The organism is Rhodocytophaga rosea (assembly GCF_010119975.1).
Lineage (GTDB): Bacteria > Bacteroidota > Bacteroidia > Cytophagales > 172606-1 > Rhodocytophaga > Rhodocytophaga rosea.
In genome coordinates this window covers 8,662,073-8,680,951 of record NZ_CP048222.1, presented here as the reverse complement: position 1 = coordinate 8,680,951, position 18,879 = coordinate 8,662,073, and the positions used below count along the sequence as shown (strand labels likewise).

The following is an 18,879-nucleotide window of genomic DNA, read 5'->3' as shown; positions in this document are numbered from 1 at the left end:
TCTACCTATTAACTTCTGTGTTAATAAGTAGCATGCTGTTAACGGCTTGCGATTCACAAACAACGAATGGAAGCCAACAGGAAATAGTATCCTCTGAATCAAAAAACACTGATACGCTAGCAGTTGAAACTGAAAACAGCCCGACATCCCTGGATAATCTGTTTACTTACCACAAGCAATTTAAAGTAAATGATACACTTACGTTCGATGTGCTTAGCTGGGGTTCTGAATCTAAAGGCAATTACCTCATACTTAAATCAGATAAACTTTCTAATGAGTATTTTTCCATCAGTGGACAGCGGGAGGGACGCATTATCAATGCGTTTATTACTGATATGGATGCAGATATGCAGGCAGAAGTGATTGTAGTTACCCAAAGCCGTACAGATAACAAAGGCAGTCTGTATGCGCATGAAATTGATGGCCAGAATAAGCAGGCAGATATTGTATTACCGGACCTTTCGCCGGAACTACAAAAAGGGTATATAGGCCAGGATACTTTTTACGTGACCAAAGACAGGTTGATCCGGGAGTTTACGCTGCAAAATGAGTCTTCTCTTAAAAGGAAGATTGAATATACTTTCGGGAATAATACGTTTATCCTTTCCGGAAATACGGATAAGTAAAATATAGAAATTTGTAAATCTATTCCATAAAAAAGCCATGCTATGAGTAGCACGGCTTTTTATTGTTCAATTAATTTTGATTAGGCGGTCTGGAAACTGCGGAGCTCTTTTAGTTTTTCGTCATAATCATCGGCGATAGTAGCTACTGTCTGGATCGCAGCGGCAAATTCGTTAAAATCGAGGTTTGCACCAGCCAGAGAGTAAGAGAAAATCACATTGCTATCGAAAGTAATACCGAAACTGCCGAAAGAAGTAGTGGCATTCAGCCGAAGTAGTTCTTCAGCCAGTTCCTGGGTGAGTTTTACATCTTCGCATACATAGGAAAATACTTTTACCAGTACATCTTCCGAATGCCAGGCTACAACCTGCACTTCGATCTGAACGGTTCCGTACGTAAACGCAGAGATACCTTCTACCGTAACCAGTTCATGTGTTTCAAATAAGCGGCCCAGGTAGTCTGTTACCTTCTGCTGCACAGAGGTTACGAGTGATTCATTCACTCCATTTTTAAGTATAGCAAATTTTGGCATAAAGGCTTTTAAATAATGGTTAGTTGATAATTGATAATTGAAAAATGATAAATAATTACGAATTACGTTTCTTTATTCATTTATTCGCCCAAGCATTCACTCAGACCTTCTGTAAGTCAGTAATTCTGTAATTTTCTACTGATTAAGCATGGCTTTGAGTTTAGCCAGTTCATTGTCTACCTGGCTGGTTTTTTCCAGTTCGGCAAACTGATCGTCCATGCTGGTATTGGAAGCGGAAAGTTCAGTAAATGCCTGTGCCTCGGCTTCAGCTTTCAATACCTTCTGCTCCATTTTGTCGAATTTAGCAAAGGCATTATCATCAAAACCGCCTACACTTTTGGCAATTTGTGTCTGGGCTTTGGCATGCTGGCTCCGGGCGATCAGGGTAGATTCTTTCATGCGGGCCTCATCCAGTTTGGTTTTTAATTTTTCTACCTGCGAACGCATCTGGGCAGTGGTAGTACTGGCCGTATCATACATTTGCTTGTATTGGGTAAGTTGCTGATCTACCTGTGATTTTTTAGTAAGTGCCGTTTTTGCCAGGGTTTCGTTCCCGGCTTTTAAGGCAATCATGGCTTTGCCCTGCATATCTTCAGAAGAGCTTTGCAGTTGCAGATACTGGCGTTCCAGGCGCTTTTCGTTACCCATAGCCTGAGCCAGGGCTGAAGTAGACTTAGTGAGCGCTTCCTGCATTTCAATGACCATGAGTTTAATCATTTTTTCAGGATCTTCTGCTTTGTCTAAAGCATCGTTGATGTTCGATTTAAAAATGTCGGCGATGCGGTTAAATATTCCCATATTTTTTTGGTTTGTGAATTGATAAAAACGCTTGTTGATAGGATGAGTTAAACATTTTTTATTGTAAAAGCAAGATGTGTATTTTGTTTTCATCATCAGGCTTCGGTTTATACCCATTTTTTCAACCATCGGTTAATGAAGGCTTACACAGGAAGTAACCGGAATACTTAGTAATTTTTATAGATGGCGGGCAATATAATAAGAATTCAAACAGATAACCATTAACCCGGCAAGTTCTTTAGTAATAGATATTATTGCATTTTTCCGGTTTGATATTTATATTGTATGCATGACAAACCGCCAAGTCTTATATTTTATCAATAGTGTATTATTGCTTTCCCTTCTCATTTTTACCACCTGTGCCAAACAGGGCAGTGTACACTCTTCTACCTACGATATATTGATCAAACAGGCCAGAATAGCAGATGGGACTGGTAATCCATGGTATTATTCGGATGTGGCCATTAAAGATGGAATGATCGTCAAAGTGGAGCCTTCTATCCAGGGAAAAGCCAGCCAAGTAATTGATGCCAGAAATCGTATGCTGACTCCCGGGTTTATTGATGTACATGCCCATGCGGAAAATGTATTTGAACTTTCCTCTGAGCGATTTATCCGGATGGGGGTAACTACCCTGGTTACCGGGAATTGTGGCAGTTCCGTAACAGACGTGGATAGTTTTCTTAATCTCACGCAGCATAAGCATATTCCATTGAATATTGCTACCCTGATCGGGCATAATTCAGTACGTCGTTCGGTAATGGGCGAAATAAGCAGGCAACCAACTGCAAATGAACTGGCACAAATGGAGAAATTGGTGGGAAAAGCCATGCAGCAAGGAGCCGTTGGTTTTTCTACCGGTTTGATTTATGTACCTGGTACCTATGCAAAAACCGATGAAGTAATTGCCCTGGCAAAAGTGGCCAGCAAATATGGAGGTATCTATGCTTCTCACATCCGTAATGAGGGAAATGGCGTAATGGAAGCTATTGGCGAAGCCATTCAGATCGGCGAAGCAGCCCAAATGCCGGTTGAGATTTCTCATTTTAAAATTTCCAGTAAAGCACTCTGGGGCAGCAGCGATCAAACAATTAATCTGGTATCTGAAGCCCGAAGGAAAGGATTGCAGGTAACCATTGACCAGTATGCCTATACAGCTTCCTCAACCCGGCTTTCCTCCAATCTGATTCCATCCTGGGTACTAGCTGGTGGTTTTGAAACTGCCAAAGAACGTATCAATCAACCTGATACCCTGAAACAAATTGTAGAAGCTATGAAGAACGGAATAGGAGAGAGCAGCCATACAGATTACAGTTATGCGGTAGTCGCTAATTTTAAATCGGATACTACCTACAATGGCAAATCCATCCCACAAGTGACATATGGACTCAAAGGCGATAGTACGCTTGACAATCAGATCCGGGTGATTCTGGATATGTACCTGGCCGGAGATGCGCAAATGGTCTATCATTCGATGGGGGAGCCCGATGTGGAGCGAATCATGCAGGAGCCATTTACCATGATTGCATCCGATGCTGGTCCAGGAAATTTAGGTGTGGGTGTGCCGCATCCGAGAGGCTATGGCAACAATGCCAGGGTGCTGGCCCGGTATGTCCGGGAGAAAAAACTGCTTCCGTTTGAAGATGCCATCCGGAAAATGAGCTCACTGCCTGCCCAGACATTTGGCTTGAAAAACCGGGGCTACATCCGGGAAGGGTATGCGGCAGATTTACTGTTAATAGATGAAAATTTGGTAACAGACCAGGCTACTTTTGGGCAACCTCACCAATATGCAACTGGTATTGACTATGTAATCGTAAATGGAAAGCCAGTGATCTCAGCAGGCAAACTTACCGGAGAACTTCCAGGACAATCTATTCGGAAGAAGTAACTATACAAGTGCTCATACTAATAGGATATAGCGAATATACACCTATTCTTCAACAGAAATTATAGTAATTCTTGTAAAGCCCGGTAGTAATTTTCGTAGCTCTGCGAATGGGTGAACAGGAACAGGAAAGGTTCTATTAATTCCAGTTCCATCAGCACAAATTCATCATGAATAACTACGCCATCTACCCTGGCATAAAGGCAATTTCCGGCAAATTTTCCTACAAATCTTGCTGCCTGTTCCAGCAATTGATCTGGAACATCTCCTGTATGAATCGTACCACCTAAATAATGCTGTACCCTGAAATCACCAGGTTTGGCTTTTTTCAGCAGACAATGGCTGAACTTTCCGTGAAAGAATACAAAAGACCATTCTCCCTGCGTTTCAATTTCCGGAAGAAAAGGCTGCACCAGAAAGGCTTCATGCGTTAATAACTGGTCTATTACAGAAGAAAGTTGTGTGGCTTCATTTCTGGTAAAGGCATAGGTATGTTTGGCACCGCCGCTTACACAAGGTTTAATGATCAACTTTTCTGCCCTCATCTTGTCAAACAACGCTGGCAGTTCTGCTTTCCAGCCTTTTTCTATAAATAGCGAAGAGGTAATGGGTAGTCCGGCTTGAGCAATATCCAATAAATAATGCTTATCAGCATTCCAGCGTACAGTTTCATATGGATTCAGCAAACGTACCTGCAGGCTTTTCAGAGTATCCAGCCACTGATAAAATAAACCGATGTTATCAAAATAATCCCAGGGAGATTTTACAATCGCCAGGTCATATTGCTGCCAGTCTACAGTTGGGTCATTCCAGATGGCGAACTCAATAGAATGGCCTTTATTTTGCAAAAATGCAAGCAGCTTTTCATCTTCATTTTCTACAGATGAAACATACTTTCCCTGGTCCTGGTAGGTGACAAACGCTATTTTCATGGGTACAAACCTAATTTAAAATCCATACGTAGTAAAGCCTCCATCTACGGCAATACACTGTCCGGTGATATAACCCGAAGCTGGCATACAAAGAAAGGCGGTAGCAGCGGCCACTTCTTCCGGCTTCCCGATCCGTTGCATGGGTGTACGCTGTAAAATCTCCTGCAGGTATGCCTTGTTCTCTAAAACTGGTTTGGCCAGGGGCGTTTCGATATACCAGGGGGCTATGGAATTCACCCGGATGTGGTCGGCTGCCCATTCAGATGCTAAATTTCTGGTCAACTGGATAAGTGCTGCTTTGGTCATGCCATAGATTGAGCCGGAACGTACATGGGTCAAACCTGATACAGAGGATATATTGACTATATCTGCCTGGGTAGCGGCTTTCAGTAGCGGATAGCATAGCTGGCATAAATGAAAGGCAGAGGTAATATTGGTATCCATCAACTGCTGGTATTCAGACTGGGAATAATCGGGTGTCTTTTTGCGGATATTCGTGCCTGCATTATTGATGAGTATATCCAGAGAACCCCACTTCTGGGAGATAAAATCTGCAATTTGTTGCCTTTGCTCGGGTTTGCTTACATCTGCTGCCATACCAATGGCTGGTAAACCTTGTTGTTGCCATTCCTGGAGCAACGTTTGTACTTCTGCTTCTTTCCTTGCGATAATGCATACTTCTGCGCCAAAAGCCAATAATTCATCGGCAATCGCTTTGCCAATTCCTTTGGTGCCGCCGGTAATTAAAGCCCGTTTTCCCTGAAGTGTCCATCGTTGAGAGGTATTTGCCATATTTTTAAAAGTAAAATTTTATGGTATTCAGGGCAAATCTACAGGATTCATTTCAGGGTAGAAGAGAGAAAGGAAAATTAATAAACCTGCTATAAAGCAACAATCCCTCACTGGGAGGGATTGGCAAAAGAAATTATATAGTGGTTGAGGATTAGGCTACCTTTCTGATGCGGTTGCTGCTTGTAGAGTAAACAGCAGAAAGCATGGGACGAACTGGTAGTTGTTTGTTAAACTCACTGTCTGCGAAAGCATAGGTGATTTGCCCGCCAGGTGCGATCACATACGTTGCAGGCGTAGCCACATTCTCATCTACGCCAGCTATTCTGTCCCAAACCGGGTGAGCGGCTGAGAAAAGACCAAACTGAGAAGCAATCCGGTTGCCAGCATCCTGCACTATCGTGAAAGGAAGCTTATAATGAGAAGCAATAAGTTGAATGTTTTCGGCAGATTCCGCTGTAATCACCAGCAGTTCTCCTCCTAAGGCCCGGATTTTATCATACAGGCTAATTAAAGTTTGTATCTGCTGGTGTCCATAGTCATGGGTATGTGGATTGTAAAAACTGATTACTAAGGGGCGGTAACCTGTCAGATCATTCAGGCTGATGTGGCTGGACTGGGCTAAAGGAGACAATAAGCCAGACCAGATGCCAGGATAAGTTTCAACAACAAATTCAGGCGACTGGCTGCCAGCGGTTAAAGGCTGTGGCAGCGGCTCATTACTCTTTACTTTGTGTAACCATTGCTCAGAAATGGATAAAAGTTCGCTATCGGAAAATGAATATGAATACATGAGTTTCTTTATTTAGAATTGAGATAGATATATTTAGTTTGATTTACTGATCTGATGAATTATTCACTACAACATCGGCTGAGCCAGGATTGAGTATAAAATGAACATCTGCTTTTTCTCCAATGATAGGTTGAATAATTCTGCATGGTCAGACAAAATAATGGACAGACGCTACAACATTCTGTCTTCAGAACAGCGTAAAAACACGGCTGTATTGACAGAAATCAATCATGCAGCAATAGATAATTAAATAGGATTGAAAGCTGGCAATTTGTGAGGTTTGCCAAAACCTATACAGGGGAGATTAGCAACAACAGCAACGACAAGTTAATGTAAAGGGATTTACATTACTAAAAATGTTTACTTGACTATTTGCCGTAATTATCATGCGTTCTTTTTATTGTCTACTAAATTAATAGACAAATATTCTAACTATTTTTATAATTACCAAATCTGATTATCTTTTTCTTTGCTTTTTTTAATATTAATAACTTACATCTGAATAGGTATAATATTGTGCTTCGTAGATAATTATCTTTCAATCAAGATTTTATATGCCAACATCTAATGCCCACCACAAAACCATTGGTTTACATACGGCTGCATCAATTGCTATTGCCAATATGGTAGGAACAGGTGTATTTACCAGTCTGGGATACCAGGTAGTAGATATACAGTCAGTTTTTGCGTTGATTATGCTCTGGATTGTAGGAGGAATTATAGCTTTATGTGGGGCACTTTCTTACGGAGAACTCGGTACGGCGCTTCCAAGGTCCGGAGGAGAATATCATTTACTGACAGCTATTTATCATCCGGCGATGGGTTTCTTATCCGGATGGGTATCAGCTACAGCCGGATTTGTAGCGCCAACGGCCATTGCTGCCATTGCCCTGGGAAAGTATACGGCCGTTGTGTTTCCTTCAGTACCAGTTAATCATCTGGCGGCAGTGGTAGTGATAGTCTTTGCTGTTATTCATAGTATCAGTATCCGGCTGGGAAGTTATTTTCAGAATTTTTTTACGCTTATTAAAATCGGTGTTATGCTGATTTTTATCTTCTTTGGATTTACTACCAATACACCACAATCGATCAGCCTGCTGCCTGAATTTTCAGACTGGAAAGTGTTGTTAAGTCCGCCTTTTGCCGTATCTCTGGTATATGTTTCCTATGCCTACACCGGCTGGAATGCTTCTATTTATGTGGTAGGAGAATTAAGGAATCCTCAGAAGAATCTTCCGAAGGCGCTTTTTTTAAGTACACTTCTGGTACTGGTACTATATGCCTTACTTAATTATGTATTTCTCTATACGGTACCTATGGCAGAACTGGCTGGCAAAGTGGAAATAGGCTTTCTGGCAGGTAATAAATTATTTGGGACAACCGCCGCTGATGTTTTATCCTTGCTGATAGCGGCCTTGATGATATCTACCATTAGCGCCATGATATTTGTGGGAGCACGTATTACGCAGGTCATGGGAGAAGATTATCCGGCTTTGCATCTTTTATCTCTCCGGACGGTGCGCCATACGCCAGTGAATGCCATTTTGTTTCAAACCCTCATAACTCTGATTTTCATTTACACGTCTTCCTTCGAGCAGGTAATTGTATATGCCGCTTTTACCCTGATGTTGCTTACTACTTTAACAGTAGCCGGTGTGTATGTGCTCAGATGGCGCCGTCCTGATTTGCCAAGGCCCTATAAAACCTGGGGTTATCCGTTCACACCTGCCTTATTTCTTCTAGCCAACACCTGGATTATGATCTATGTATTGATAGAGCGACCGCTGGAATCATGTATTGGATTAGGCATTATTGCTGCCGGTGCCCTAATCTATTTCATTAATAGCCGTATGGCCATGAAAAAGGCGAGTGAGTGAATGAGTGAGTACTCTGTTTATTAGCCAGATTATTAGACAAGTCAAATTTAACATTACAACCATTTAATTTAATCACTCAATCTCTCATTCACTCAATTATTTCCGCCATACAGAAGGTATTCAGACACTTCATCCGCCTGTTATAAGCTTTCATCATTTATTACATGGAGGAAGGTTACAATTGCATGAATATTGAATGAAACTTCCGAAAACCAGGCGATATTGTAAAATATATACGCTAGTTGACAAATTAAGCATATAAACCCAATCACATATACTATATACCAATGAAAACAATTGCTAAACTATTCTGTATTGCTTCATTTTTTACTGTATTTTCTGCTTGTAATAAGCACACCGTTACCCGTGTTAGTCCCGATCAGCAGATTGACCTAAGCGGACGCTGGAATGATACCGACTCCAGGCTGGTGGCTGAAGAAATGGTGAAAGATGCCATTAACCGCCAATGGCGCAACGACTTTGTAAATAAAACCAATAAAAAGCCGGTGATGATCGTAGGCATGATCACAAATAAAAGCCATGAACATATTGAAGCGGAAACATTTATAAAAAATATGGAACGTGAGTTTATTAATACGTCTACCATCCGGATTGTGCAGAATGCTGAATTCCGGGAAAAAATGCGTCAGGAACGTGCTGATCAGCAGGAATTCGCTTCTCCGGATACTCAGAAGAAATGGGGAAAAGAGCTGGGTGCTGATTATATGATGTTTGGTACGATTAACTCTATTGTGGATGCGGTGAATAAAAAGCAGGTGACTTACTACCAGGTGAACCTGGAACTGGCTGACCTGGAAACCAACGAAATTGTGTGGGTAGGAGAGAAGCAGATAAAAAAATACGTGACGAACTAATTTAATCTTTCATTTAATACTACGTAATGAAGAATCTTTAAATCAAAATTTTAATCTAACAAACCCATGTTACCCCGACCGTTGAAAAATCGTATTATAATCCGGCCTGCTGTTGTTCTATATCTATCATTACTGACGGTTCTGTGCTCTTCCTGCATGAATTACTATCAGACGATCTATACGTTTAACAGCAATTTTGAACGGGGTAATTTTGGGGAAGCACAGGCGGCTTTAGCGAAAGATAAAAAAGCAGAAACCCGTAAAACAAAGTTACTCTATTACATGAATATGGGGGTTGTAGCTTCTTTACAAGGAAATTATGCAGAGAGCAATGTTTATTTTGAAAAAGCCTATATGCTCGGCGAAGATTACCAGGTAAATTACCTGAATGAAGCTGCCTCCTTTCTGCTGAATCCTAATATTGTGGAATATAAGGGCGAAGATTTTGAGATTTTGATGGTGCATTATTACAAAGCCCTGAATTTTTTGAAATTAGGTGATAAAGAAGCTGCCCTGGTGGAATGCAAGCGGATGGATATAAAACTGAGCAAGCTGAGCAGTAAGTATACCTCTGAAAATAAATTTCAACGGGATGCCTTTATTCATCTGCTGATGGGAATTATATATGATGCCAATGGTGATGCGAATAATGCTTTCATTGCTTACCGGAATGCCCTCGATATTTACCAGAATGATTACCACAAGTTCTTCAACCAGGAAGTGCCACAACAATTAAAGGAAGATCTGCTTAGAACAGCGTATGTGAATAATTTTAGCGAAGACTTACGTCGCTACGAGAAGGAGTTTGGCATGCAATACAAGCATGACAAGTCGAAAAAAGGAGATCTGGTATTTTTGTGGCACAATGGATTAGGTCCGGTAAAAGTAGAAAATGGTATTAATTTTACCATTCTTCGCGGGCAGGGGGGCGTAGTAAATTTTACCAACCAGGATCTTGCGCTGAATTTTGCGTTTCCTATGGATGACAGTACTTACCATAAAAGCGGACTCAGTTCACTGGAATTTATTCGGATTACATTCCCTAAATATGTAGAACGCCCAGCTCTGTACAATCATGCACAATTGGTTTGGAATGACCAATCCTATCCGCTTAATCTGGCAGAAGATGTAAATGCGATTGCTTTTAAAACACTAAACCAACGGATGTTGCTGGAAGTAGGAAAATCTGTATTGAGGGTAGCCTTGAAGAAAGCCGCTGAATACACGATGCGAAAGGAGAACGACAATGCAGGTGCCCTCATTGGCCTGGTGAATGCAATCACCGAACAGGCAGACACCAGAAGCTGGCAATCTGTACCGCATGGGATTTATTATACCCGCTTATCATTGCCTGAAGGCAACCAGCAGGTGCAGTTTATAACCAAATCTGGCATAAACGCAGGCATGGAACAAACTCATCCGATGAATTTTGATATCAAAGCTGGCAAAACTCTTTTTCATACTTTCCATTCGCTTGAAATGTCAGCACCAATTACTGCAGTAAGTGGCTATTAAGGCTGACTTGTTGGTTATTAGTAAGATGTGAGAAAAGGGCCACAAATTACTACAGTCGAGCCTTTTTATTAAGCCTTGTGTTGAGGTAGACCGATGGATGGCTTAAGTAAGTGTTGTATGCCATTTATTTACTGTCCATGCATGATTTTGATTATTTTGCCATCATTGCCGTCTAAAGTAATTTCAAAAACTCCTCCATCAGAGCCTGCTGGCAAATAACCTTGAATGATCCAATAGTTATTTATTTGTTTTACTCTATATGGTTTTTGCCTCAGAATATGCTTCTTTCCGAATCTTCTAAACAAAATTGGCTCGGCTAGCGCTACTGCCATCTGTTCATCTTTTATCAGAGGATCGTTTTTGATTTGTAGTGAATCTGCTGATTGACTCTTTGACTGATTGGCAGTTAAACCTACTTTTTTTGTAGAACAGCTTCCTGTTAATATCAATCCCAACCACACTACAAGTAGTATTAGATACTTTCGTTTTATTCTTTTCAATTTATTCCAATGGCATACAATACCTAAATAATAATCCTATTAAATATGTCCTTCAACGGCCAGTAAGTATAATTGCATAGATTGGCCGTTGCTATTAATCCAGTGTTCATACTCTTCAATCGCAGCAAGTCTGTCTTCTTCTGAAATATACCCGGATTGTACAAGCTGTGGTCCACGGAGCCTGGCTACTTCCAGCCATATGCCAGCCTGGTGGGAAAAATTACTATCTCCGTTCAGACTTAATTCATGTTGTTGGCTGATTTCTATATCTTTAAGTCCAATCTGATTCATCAATTGCTTTAAGTGATCAGCAATGGTATTATCAAAACCAGCCTCTTTTCTCCACTGCAGAAACGCATTATAAAAACGCCTCATCGTCTTTGGAGGCTCTGGTTGCCAATTGATTTTCTCATGGTTATAATCGAGAATAGAAATGATACCACCAGGATTCAATAATTTTTTCATCTGCTCCAATGCTTTATCCGGAGCAGCCATCCATTGCAGTGTCCTGGCAGAGGTGATCAGATCAAATTTCTGATTAGGAGTATAGGAAAGTATATTGGCTACTTCAAATGAAAGATTCTCTAGATGTCCAAAATTTAGCTTCGCTTTTGTGATTAATTCTTCGCTTACGTCTATGCCTGCTACTTTGCCTTTAAGTCCAGTTTTTTCTGCAATGCCTTTGGTGATAGCTCCGGTTCCGCAACCTACATCCAACACAGCCATACCAGGTTTAAGCCATTTTAACAGATTTTTATTGCTGTTTTCTAAAGTTCTACGGTCTAAAACTACGTGTGTGCCGGAGGGCATAGCCGCTCTTTCTTCGCTTATATTATTTTCCTTCATATTGTTGGTAGGTAACGTTTTAGGATATAAGTATTAAATTAAAGCTTCCATTCCATAGTATTTCAGAATCAGGCAACTTTCCAGTCCGAATATTCCTTCTGAAGGTCTATAAGCACCTGATCCTGCGTAAGCCACAGTATCAGATTGTTTATTTGTAATCACCTTCGCTCTACCTTGTGCCTCATAAGGGTGTTCGCAACCCTGACGAATGGCAGCAGATTTGAATCCTAAGTTAGCCTGTAAAGTCATCAGAAAATGTCCGCTCAGCCATTCCGGCTTTTGTAATTGTCCGCTTCCATCGTAGCGGAACAGTTCTTTCTGTGCACTGGTATAGTTTTCTGTTTTGCGGGTGCCATACACTTCCTTTGCCAGGCTCATACACTCAAACTGATATTTGATGGCTTTAAGTAAAGACTTGGGGTTTTTTCCCATGCTATCGAGTTGATAAGGGGTTTTGCAGGTAGGATCTTCGCTGCCTAAAATACCAGCCGAGGTCTGATAAAAATAGAGTGAATCATCGCCTTCCAGCAAGCGGTAATAAGGAACCCATGCAATGGCATCAAAAAAAATAAAGCTATAGCCCATGCCCTGCGAAGGCTTATCATCGTCATTCCGCTCCATCTCCACACATTCTCCGGTTGGATACAAGGCAAAAGCAATAGCTTCTTTATAAATCTGTTCTGCTTCCTTGCGGAAATCAATAGTGGCTGGAATAGTAATACCTAAACTTTTCTGGTTGGCCTGCATAGCGCCTGCTTTGGCAACCAGCGGAAGATGGGCTAAGCGGCGGTTATTATAAAAACGGTTTCCTGCATATGTATTTTCACCTGCATAGTGTAGGGAAATAGGGGGACCATACGCAATTGGTTTGACCGGTTCATAGTTCCCCTGCGAGCGGTTTTTAAACGGCTTACTTAAATCCTGTCTGAGTAAATGGTACGAAAACGCTGCCGCCGAAAACACCCAGTTGATAAATATTTCTTTTTCTTCAGAAGAGAACAAATGCTTGCAAACATGGAATACATCTTCCAGCTGGTGCACCCACAAGGAAATAATATAGCCAGGCGAAAGATCATGGAATTTACCATCCCAGCGGTTTTGATCCGAAAATCTCAGCCCAGGTGTAGTGGCATAAAATAGCAGTAAGTCTTTAATCCGGCGGTTGATTTCCCGAACCTGTGCTTCTTCGACCGGATTTTTAGTATCTGCTTTCAGTAAACTCCACAAAGCAGCTTCATACACTTCTGCCCGTTGCCACAAAGTGGGTTCTACATTGGTTTTAGATTTTCCGGTTACCGGAATGGAATTGGTCAGCGGTGTGTTTTTATCAGTTAAATGCGGACCTTTGTACTGATATTTTTCAGAAGTAGCAGGCTGCCTTAAAAAATTATTTTTTCTTGTTACTATTCGTTGCCAGTCTTCTAAAAATTCCCCTTTATCCACCCGTCTTTTCCATTCAGTGAGCATACCTGCCGTATAATCAGTAGCTACCCGGTTTTCAGAATTTTGTAAAGAGAGAGGTATTGAATTCATGTGCTGGTAAAATTAGTAAAATCTGTATTAGGATTTGATTGTTATAAAAAGCCATCAAAAATTAGTAAATTTGGCGGCTGTTCCCCTTCATTATAAAGAGTGTAATGCTGATATTTGTACATTTTAATTCGTAAGATGTACAAATATTGAAACGAATTGTGAACCTATACTATATTTCTATCAAACCAAATATTTAAGATGAAGTACTTACATCAGTTTTCAACTGTTTTCTTAGTGGGATTAGTTCTATGCTTGAGTGCTTGTAACAACAATGCCTCCAAAGAAAAGGTAAAGAGGCCTTACGAAGCATGGGTATTACGTTCGGTACTGGATAAAAAGCCACGAATGCTCAGCATTGCCCTGCATGACTCCTTATGGGTTGCCTATAATACACAAACCGGCTCTCTCTACAAAGCATGGACAGAAGGCGTAAACTTTGATGGCCCGGTATATACTACGGCGCATGGTCCGCAGCCTACCAGTCTGGGTGCCGCGTATGTGGAAGAACCAGACGGAAACCCCTGGCGGATTGTATCTAATGGCACAGAAACTACGCCAGAGGTGATCTACAAAGGGCATCGCATTCAGAATAACCAGGTTACGCTTACGTACGAGCTGGTGTATAATAAGCAGCTGATTAAAGTAGAAGAAAAGCCTGAATACAAAGCGGGCGAAAATAAGCAGATCAGTCTGGAAAGAGTGTTTACTACCGCAAATGTTCCGGCTGATGTTCAGGTAGCCTTGCAGGTGCATACAGGTTCTAGTGGTGCCCAAAATGAGTATCAGACCAATGGAAAATATACGGTTCAGAATAAAACAGAGGAGGAAATACAAAGCAAAAAATATACAACACTTCAGGGAGTGTTGCTCTTAAACAGCAATGGCCAGACTGATTTTACTTCAACCCTGATTTCAAAGCCGGTTGTAGCAAAAGCGGATGCTGAAAAATTAGCTGGGGAAGAAGCCGTTGCCGCTTTGTTTGCAAAAAGTGATTGTAATACCTGTCATAACAAAGATGTAAAAACGGTTGGACCAGCTTATATAGATATTGCCAAGAAATATGAAAACTCAGAGCAGATGAACGCTCAGCTGGTGGAGAAAGTGATTAAAGGAGGTGCCGGTAACTGGGGAGCTGTAGCTATGACCCCTCATCCGAATCTGCCAAAAGAAGATGCCACTACCATGGTATCTTATATTTTAGCTTTGGATGCCGCAGAAGAAAAAAACCAGGCTTCTAATAAACTGATGCCTAAGCCTGACTATGAAGTAAATTTTAAATCAATAAACCTGTCTGATGTAGACCCACAGGCAGAACAACCAGGAATGGCAGTAAATATTTATAAGTTCAGTGAAGCTATTTCTGATTTTCCTGCCATCAATGACGAAATGCTGCCAATTGGTTCTGGTACTGTTAACGCCATGCATGTGAATGAAGATTTTGGTGGCCTGGATGAAAACTTTGCCATTTTTGCATCAGGATTTATTAATGCTGAGAAAACAACCAATGTCGTATTCAGATTGGTAAGCGACGATGGTTCCAGATTATATATTGATAATAAACTTGTCATTAATAATGGGGGAAATCATGCGCTGGAAGGTAAAGATGGGGAGATCATTTTGAAAGCCGGCAAACATCCTTTCCGTTTGGAATATTACCAGGGCGGTGGTGGAAAAGGTCTTTCCCTACAATGGAGGCCTTATGGAACCAAAGAATTTGTAGTAGTTCCACCGTCGGTATTTACCTACAAAGGGACTGATATAAAGAAAACCCAGCAGGCTCTAGTTGCCTCCGCCGCCAGTAAAGACCTTATTCCTGGTGATGCCTCTCCATTAGTTACCGTACACCCTAGTTTCGATCTGGCACAAGCCCGTCCCGATGATTTTCATCCCAAAGTAGGTGGGATAGATTTTTTGGAAGATGGCCGAATGGTAGTAAGTACCTGGGATTCACTGGGCTCAGTATATATTCTGGATGGCGTACAAGGGAAAGATCCCAAAGCCATTAAAGCGAAGAAAATTGCCTATGGCCTGGCAGAACCCTTAGGTCTTAAAGTGGTAGATAATGAAATTTATATATTACAAAAACAGGAGCTCACCAAACTGGTTGACCTCGATAAAGATGATATAATAGACGAATACCAGACCATTTGTAACGGATGGAAGGTATCGGCTAATTTTCATGAGTTTGCCTTTGGATTGCTGTATAAAGATGGCTATTTCTACGGAACTCTGGCTACCGCCATTAATCCAGGTGGGGCCAGTACCAAACCTCAGATTCCAGACAGAGGCAAAGTGGTGAAAATCTCTAAAAAAGACGGTTCCTTTGAATTTATTGCCAGTGGCTTGCGTACACCAAATGGCATTGGCTACGGCGTAGATAATGAAATATTCATTGCCGATAACCAGGGCGACTGGCTCCCTTCCAGCAAAATTCTGCACCTGCAAGAAGGTGCCTGGTATGGTTCACGCTCGGTAGATTTTGAAGGTACCGCTAATCTCACTGAAAAACAGCCAGTAGTATGGTTGCCACAAGATGAGATTGGAAATTCGCCCAGCCAGCCAGCGGTATTAAACGTTGGTCCTTACAAGAACCAGATGATTCATGGAGAAGTAACGCATGGCGGAATCAAACGCGTGTTTGCTGAAAAAATAAATGGAGAATACCAGGGAGCAGTGTTCCGGTTTACGCAAGGTCTGGAAGCAGGCATTAACCGCCTTGTGTGGGGACCAGATGGCGCCTTATATGCAGGTGGGGTAGGTTCTACCGGAAATTGGGGCCATAGCGGAAAGTTATCATATGGTTTGCAGCGGCTTACTTTCAATAACAAAGTAGCGTTCGAAATGTTGGCTGTGCGGGCAAAATCCAATGGCGTTGAAATCGAATTTACAGAACCATTAAAAGAAGGAGTTGGAGCTGCTGCCAGTGATTATACCATTCGTCAGTGGTACTATAAACCAACCTCAGAATATGGCGGACCAAAACTGGATGACCAGGCATTGCCTATAAAATCAGTAAATGTTTCCGCAGACCGCAAAAAAGTGTTTCTGGAACTGGGGGGCATGAAAGCCAGACATCTGGTCTACATCCGCCTCAACCGGCAAACGATAACTTCTGCAAATAGACAAAATTTGTGGTCAACAGAAGCCTGGTATACGATGAATAATTTGCCTGTAGAACCAGGCTTGCTGAGTAAAAAGTAATTATTTATTAGAATAATACTATTTGATATCCATTCTGAATGAAGATTTACAATTCTTTATTCAGAATGGATATTTTTCTTACTATTTTTGTTTACCGGATATAAACAGCTGTAATTGAATAATTCTATTTCGTGCAATGTTTCTTGATTTTAGGTAAGAATGATTGTAATATTGCGCAAGGATGATTGTTAAACTAAATTAACCCCCTTTTAAAATGGCAAAAATAAAAGTAGCTATCAACGGATTTGGCCGCATTGGCAGGCTGACCCTCCGGGCTCTCTTAAACAAAGAAAATGTAGAAGTTGTAGCGATCAACGACCTGACTGATAATGCAACTCTGGCTCATTTGTTCAGATACGACTCTGTACATGGCAGGTTTGGCGGAGAAGTAAGCTCTGATGCCGATAGCATTACAGTAAATGGCCATAGAATCAATGCATATGCTGAAAAAGATCCCAAAAATCTTCCCTGGGGTAAATTAGGTATAGATGTAGTATTAGAATCTACAGGCCGCTTTGTAGACGAAGCCGGTGCAGGTGGACACTTAACTGCCGGTGCCAAAAAAGTAGTAATCTCAGCACCTGCCAAAGGAAATATTCCTACCGTAGTATTGGGTGTAAATGAGCATACCTTAACTGGCGACGAAACCATTTTGTCAAATGCTTCTTGTACGACCAACTGTCTGGCTCCGATGGCAAAGGTATTAGATGATAATTTTGGTATTGAAAAAGGTTATATCACTACGATTCACGCCTATACTGCTGACCAGAATCTGCAGGATGCCCCACATAAAGATTTAAGAAGAGCCAGAGCTGCTGCCCTTTCTATTGTGCCTACTTCTACTGGTGCTGCCAAAGCGGTTGGCCTTGTATTGCCTCACCTGAAAGGTAAACTGGATGGTACAGCCATGCGTGTACCAGTGCCGGATGGTTCTTTAACGGATTTAACAGTTATCCTGAAAAAAGAAGTTACTATTGACCAGATTAATGCAGTAATGAAAAAAGCAGCTGCCAATGAACTGAAAGGCATTCTGGAATTTGTAGAAGATCCGATCGTATCTGCTGATATTGTTGGCAATCCGCATTCTTGTATTTTCGATGCTGAAATGACTGCCGTAAACGGTACGCTGGTAAAAGTAGTAGGTTGGTACGATAATGAATATGGCTATTCGAGCCGTACTGCCGATCTGATCGAGCGTATTGCTGAAAAAGTAGCAGTATCATAGTAAATCAATTTACTTGTACAGATAATATGCAAAAGAGACGTTATTCCTAACGTCTCTTTTTATTTATGGCTACCCTAACAAGAACTTAATGTGCAAAAGTAATACTTAGGTTAAGCGTGTGTAAATGATTATATATCAGAATACTAACGGATCAATTTTAAATATACACTTAAATAAGCTATAGCCGGAAAATAAGCCCGGCAGAAGCATAATCGAACCAGGTAAAATTGTATACTTCGTCATTATCTGCACCGCCTTCCAGTACCCGGTAACCAGCTTTTAGCGTCACCTTATCTTTTACGATCTGGTATCCCAGGCCTGCAAAAATGTCTTCAGCCCGGCCTTGTTTTCCTACCAGTGCATCTCCTTCCAGGATCAATCCAAATCTTTCGGCAAAATTCCATTCCAGGTAAAAGTTAATCAGCGGCACAAATCCAACATTCGACTTAGTGGTACTCAATTGTTCATTACTTAACTGGATGTCAGCATCCCTGATTTTTGCAGTTAACCCAGCACCAAAGCGCAATTTGGGATTTCGTATAAAGTCGTAGCGGTAAGTAAGGCGGTATGAATTAAATGTATAACTGGCATCTAACCGGTTTCCGGCTGTAAAAGTAGCTCCGTTAAATAAGATCTGTTGATCAGGCGTAGTTGTGGACTTTACATGTAAGGGAGCATACAGTAATGAAATTGTATGTCTGTCGCTGAGGGTAATTCCTGCCCTGATCCGGTAGAAAAAGGTAGAATTACCTGAAAAATCTTTGGATAAGTCAAATTGGGTTCCGGTATTGCCGGGTACACGTACTTCATTATACCTGGAATTAAATACGACACCTGACTCCACATCAAGTAAAAATTGAGCTTGTACAGCGTAATGTGCACAGAGGCATACTATAAGCGAAAAGAATAATTTTTTATACATGGTTCATAGACTGGTTTTTATAATAAGGA

Annotated in this window: 16 protein-coding genes; 7 read left to right on the top strand and 9 right to left on the bottom strand. The window is 41.3% G+C overall.

All coding sequences use genetic code 11. From position 1 onward, the window contains the following. Positions 1 to 17: 17 nt before the first annotated feature. On the top strand, positions 18 to 626 hold the full coding sequence (locus GXP67_RS35585; protein WP_162447540.1) for a hypothetical protein: 609 nt from the start codon (positions 18 to 20) through the stop codon (positions 624 to 626). A gap of 80 nt (positions 627 to 706) precedes the next feature. Here GXP67_RS35585 and GXP67_RS35580 read toward each other — a convergent pair whose 3' ends face one another. Both GXP67_RS35580 and GXP67_RS35575 read right to left on the bottom strand, forming a co-directional pair. Further along, positions 707 to 1,156: a YbjN domain-containing protein gene (locus tag GXP67_RS35580; RefSeq protein ID WP_162447539.1), complete on the bottom strand. Its 450-nt coding sequence runs from the start codon at positions 1,154 to 1,156 to the stop codon at positions 707 to 709. Positions 1,157 to 1,291: 135 nt separating this feature from the next. Continuing rightward, complete coding sequence (locus GXP67_RS35575; protein WP_162447538.1) at positions 1,292 to 1,954, bottom strand: PspA/IM30 family protein; 663 nt, start codon at positions 1,952 to 1,954, stop codon at positions 1,292 to 1,294. A 289-nt stretch (positions 1,955 to 2,243) separates the two neighbouring features. Between GXP67_RS35575 and GXP67_RS35570 the strand changes: the two genes are divergently transcribed. Beyond that, positions 2,244 to 3,845: an N-acyl-D-amino-acid deacylase family protein gene (locus GXP67_RS35570; protein WP_162447537.1), complete on the top strand. Its 1,602-nt coding sequence runs from the start codon at positions 2,244 to 2,246 to the stop codon at positions 3,843 to 3,845. 59 nt (positions 3,846 to 3,904) lie between these two features. Here the strand turns inward: GXP67_RS35570 and GXP67_RS35565 are convergent, their stop codons facing one another. The 3 genes from GXP67_RS35565 to GXP67_RS35555 form a co-directional block, all read right to left on the bottom strand. After that, positions 3,905 to 4,774 (bottom strand): ATP-grasp domain-containing protein, encoded by an 870-nt coding sequence (locus tag GXP67_RS35565; protein ID WP_162447536.1) that lies wholly within the window; start codon positions 4,772 to 4,774, stop codon positions 3,905 to 3,907. A 15-nt stretch (positions 4,775 to 4,789) separates the two neighbouring features. Beyond that, positions 4,790 to 5,566 (bottom strand): SDR family oxidoreductase, encoded by a 777-nt coding sequence (locus tag GXP67_RS35560; protein WP_162447535.1) that lies wholly within the window; start codon positions 5,564 to 5,566, stop codon positions 4,790 to 4,792. 151 nt (positions 5,567 to 5,717) lie between these two features. Then, a complete protein-coding gene (locus GXP67_RS35555; RefSeq protein WP_162447534.1) occupies positions 5,718 to 6,356 on the bottom strand; it encodes a peroxiredoxin family protein in 639 nt (212 codons plus the stop codon). A 554-nt stretch (positions 6,357 to 6,910) separates the two neighbouring features. Between GXP67_RS35555 and GXP67_RS35550 the strand changes: the two genes are divergently transcribed. The 3 genes from GXP67_RS35550 to GXP67_RS35540 all read left to right on the top strand — a co-directional run bounded on the left by GXP67_RS35550 (position 6,911) and on the right by GXP67_RS35540 (position 10,623). Next, a complete protein-coding gene (locus tag GXP67_RS35550; RefSeq protein WP_162447533.1) occupies positions 6,911 to 8,233 on the top strand; it encodes an amino acid permease in 1,323 nt (440 codons plus the stop codon). 287 nt (positions 8,234 to 8,520) lie between these two features. Beyond that, on the top strand, positions 8,521 to 9,108 hold the full coding sequence (locus GXP67_RS35545) for a penicillin-binding protein activator LpoB (RefSeq protein WP_162447532.1): 588 nt from the start codon (positions 8,521 to 8,523) through the stop codon (positions 9,106 to 9,108). Positions 9,109 to 9,264: 156 nt separating this feature from the next. Continuing rightward, the gene (locus GXP67_RS35540; protein WP_232064788.1) at positions 9,265 to 10,623 is read left to right on the top strand and encodes a COG3014 family protein; all 1,359 of its coding nucleotides are present in this window, start codon (positions 9,265 to 9,267) and stop codon (positions 10,621 to 10,623) included. A gap of 128 nt (positions 10,624 to 10,751) precedes the next feature. On the opposite strand, the gene GXP67_RS35535 is transcribed toward GXP67_RS35540, so the two are convergent. The 3 genes from GXP67_RS35535 to GXP67_RS35525 are packed head-to-tail and all read right to left on the bottom strand — an operon-like array spanning position 10,752 to position 13,502. Beyond that, complete coding sequence (locus GXP67_RS35535; protein ID WP_162447530.1) at positions 10,752 to 11,123, bottom strand: YbbC/YhhH family protein; 372 nt, start codon at positions 11,121 to 11,123, stop codon at positions 10,752 to 10,754. Positions 11,124 to 11,162: 39 nt separating this feature from the next. Then, on the bottom strand, positions 11,163 to 11,969 hold the full coding sequence (locus tag GXP67_RS35530) for a class I SAM-dependent methyltransferase (protein WP_162447529.1): 807 nt from the start codon (positions 11,967 to 11,969) through the stop codon (positions 11,163 to 11,165). A 33-nt stretch (positions 11,970 to 12,002) separates the two neighbouring features. Further along, entirely contained in the window at positions 12,003 to 13,502 is a 1,500-nt protein-coding gene (locus GXP67_RS35525; RefSeq protein ID WP_162447528.1) for a hypothetical protein, read from the bottom strand. A gap of 198 nt (positions 13,503 to 13,700) precedes the next feature. Here GXP67_RS35525 and GXP67_RS35520 point away from each other — a divergent pair, with 198 nt between their 5' ends. Both GXP67_RS35520 and gap read left to right on the top strand, forming a co-directional pair. Beyond that, positions 13,701 to 16,703, top strand: coding sequence for a PA14 domain-containing protein (locus tag GXP67_RS35520; RefSeq protein WP_162447527.1), 3,003 nt, complete (start codon positions 13,701 to 13,703; stop codon positions 16,701 to 16,703). A 214-nt stretch (positions 16,704 to 16,917) separates the two neighbouring features. Continuing rightward, complete coding sequence (gene gap / locus GXP67_RS35515; protein ID WP_162447526.1) at positions 16,918 to 17,928, top strand: type I glyceraldehyde-3-phosphate dehydrogenase; 1,011 nt, start codon at positions 16,918 to 16,920, stop codon at positions 17,926 to 17,928. A 178-nt stretch (positions 17,929 to 18,106) separates the two neighbouring features. Here the strand turns inward: gap and GXP67_RS35510 are convergent, their stop codons facing one another. Next, entirely contained in the window at positions 18,107 to 18,850 is a 744-nt protein-coding gene (locus tag GXP67_RS35510) for a porin family protein (protein ID WP_162447525.1), read from the bottom strand. Positions 18,851 to 18,879: the final 29 nt, after the last annotated feature.

What these genes read in the sequence shown, in the direction of transcription:
- GXP67_RS35580 (WP_162447539.1), bottom strand. Translation starts at nt 1,156, where the DNA reads ATGCCAAAATTTGCTATACTTAAAAATGGAGTGAATGAATCACTCGTA.
- GXP67_RS35575 (WP_162447538.1), bottom strand. Translation starts at nt 1,954, where the DNA reads ATGGGAATATTTAACCGCATCGCCGACATTTTTAAATCGAACATCAAC.
- GXP67_RS35570 (WP_162447537.1), top strand. Translation starts at nt 2,244, where the DNA reads ATGACAAACCGCCAAGTCTTATATTTTATCAATAGTGTATTATTGCTT.
- GXP67_RS35565 (WP_162447536.1), bottom strand. Translation starts at nt 4,774, where the DNA reads ATGAAAATAGCGTTTGTCACCTACCAGGACCAGGGAAAGTATGTTTCA.
- GXP67_RS35560 (WP_162447535.1), bottom strand. Translation starts at nt 5,566, where the DNA reads ATGGCAAATACCTCTCAACGATGGACACTTCAGGGAAAACGGGCTTTA.
- GXP67_RS35555 (WP_162447534.1), bottom strand. Translation starts at nt 6,356, where the DNA reads ATGTATTCATATTCATTTTCCGATAGCGAACTTTTATCCATTTCTGAG.
- GXP67_RS35550 (WP_162447533.1), top strand. Translation starts at nt 6,911, where the DNA reads ATGCCAACATCTAATGCCCACCACAAAACCATTGGTTTACATACGGCT.
- GXP67_RS35545 (WP_162447532.1), top strand. Translation starts at nt 8,521, where the DNA reads ATGAAAACAATTGCTAAACTATTCTGTATTGCTTCATTTTTTACTGTA.
- GXP67_RS35540 (WP_232064788.1), top strand. Translation starts at nt 9,265, where the DNA reads ATGAATTACTATCAGACGATCTATACGTTTAACAGCAATTTTGAACGG.
- GXP67_RS35530 (WP_162447529.1), bottom strand. Translation starts at nt 11,969, where the DNA reads ATGAAGGAAAATAATATAAGCGAAGAAAGAGCGGCTATGCCCTCCGGC.
- GXP67_RS35525 (WP_162447528.1), bottom strand. Translation starts at nt 13,502, where the DNA reads ATGAATTCAATACCTCTCTCTTTACAAAATTCTGAAAACCGGGTAGCT.
- GXP67_RS35520 (WP_162447527.1), top strand. Translation starts at nt 13,701, where the DNA reads ATGAAGTACTTACATCAGTTTTCAACTGTTTTCTTAGTGGGATTAGTT.
- gap (WP_162447526.1), top strand. Translation starts at nt 16,918, where the DNA reads ATGGCAAAAATAAAAGTAGCTATCAACGGATTTGGCCGCATTGGCAGG.
- GXP67_RS35510 (WP_162447525.1), bottom strand. Translation starts at nt 18,850, where the DNA reads ATGTATAAAAAATTATTCTTTTCGCTTATAGTATGCCTCTGTGCACAT.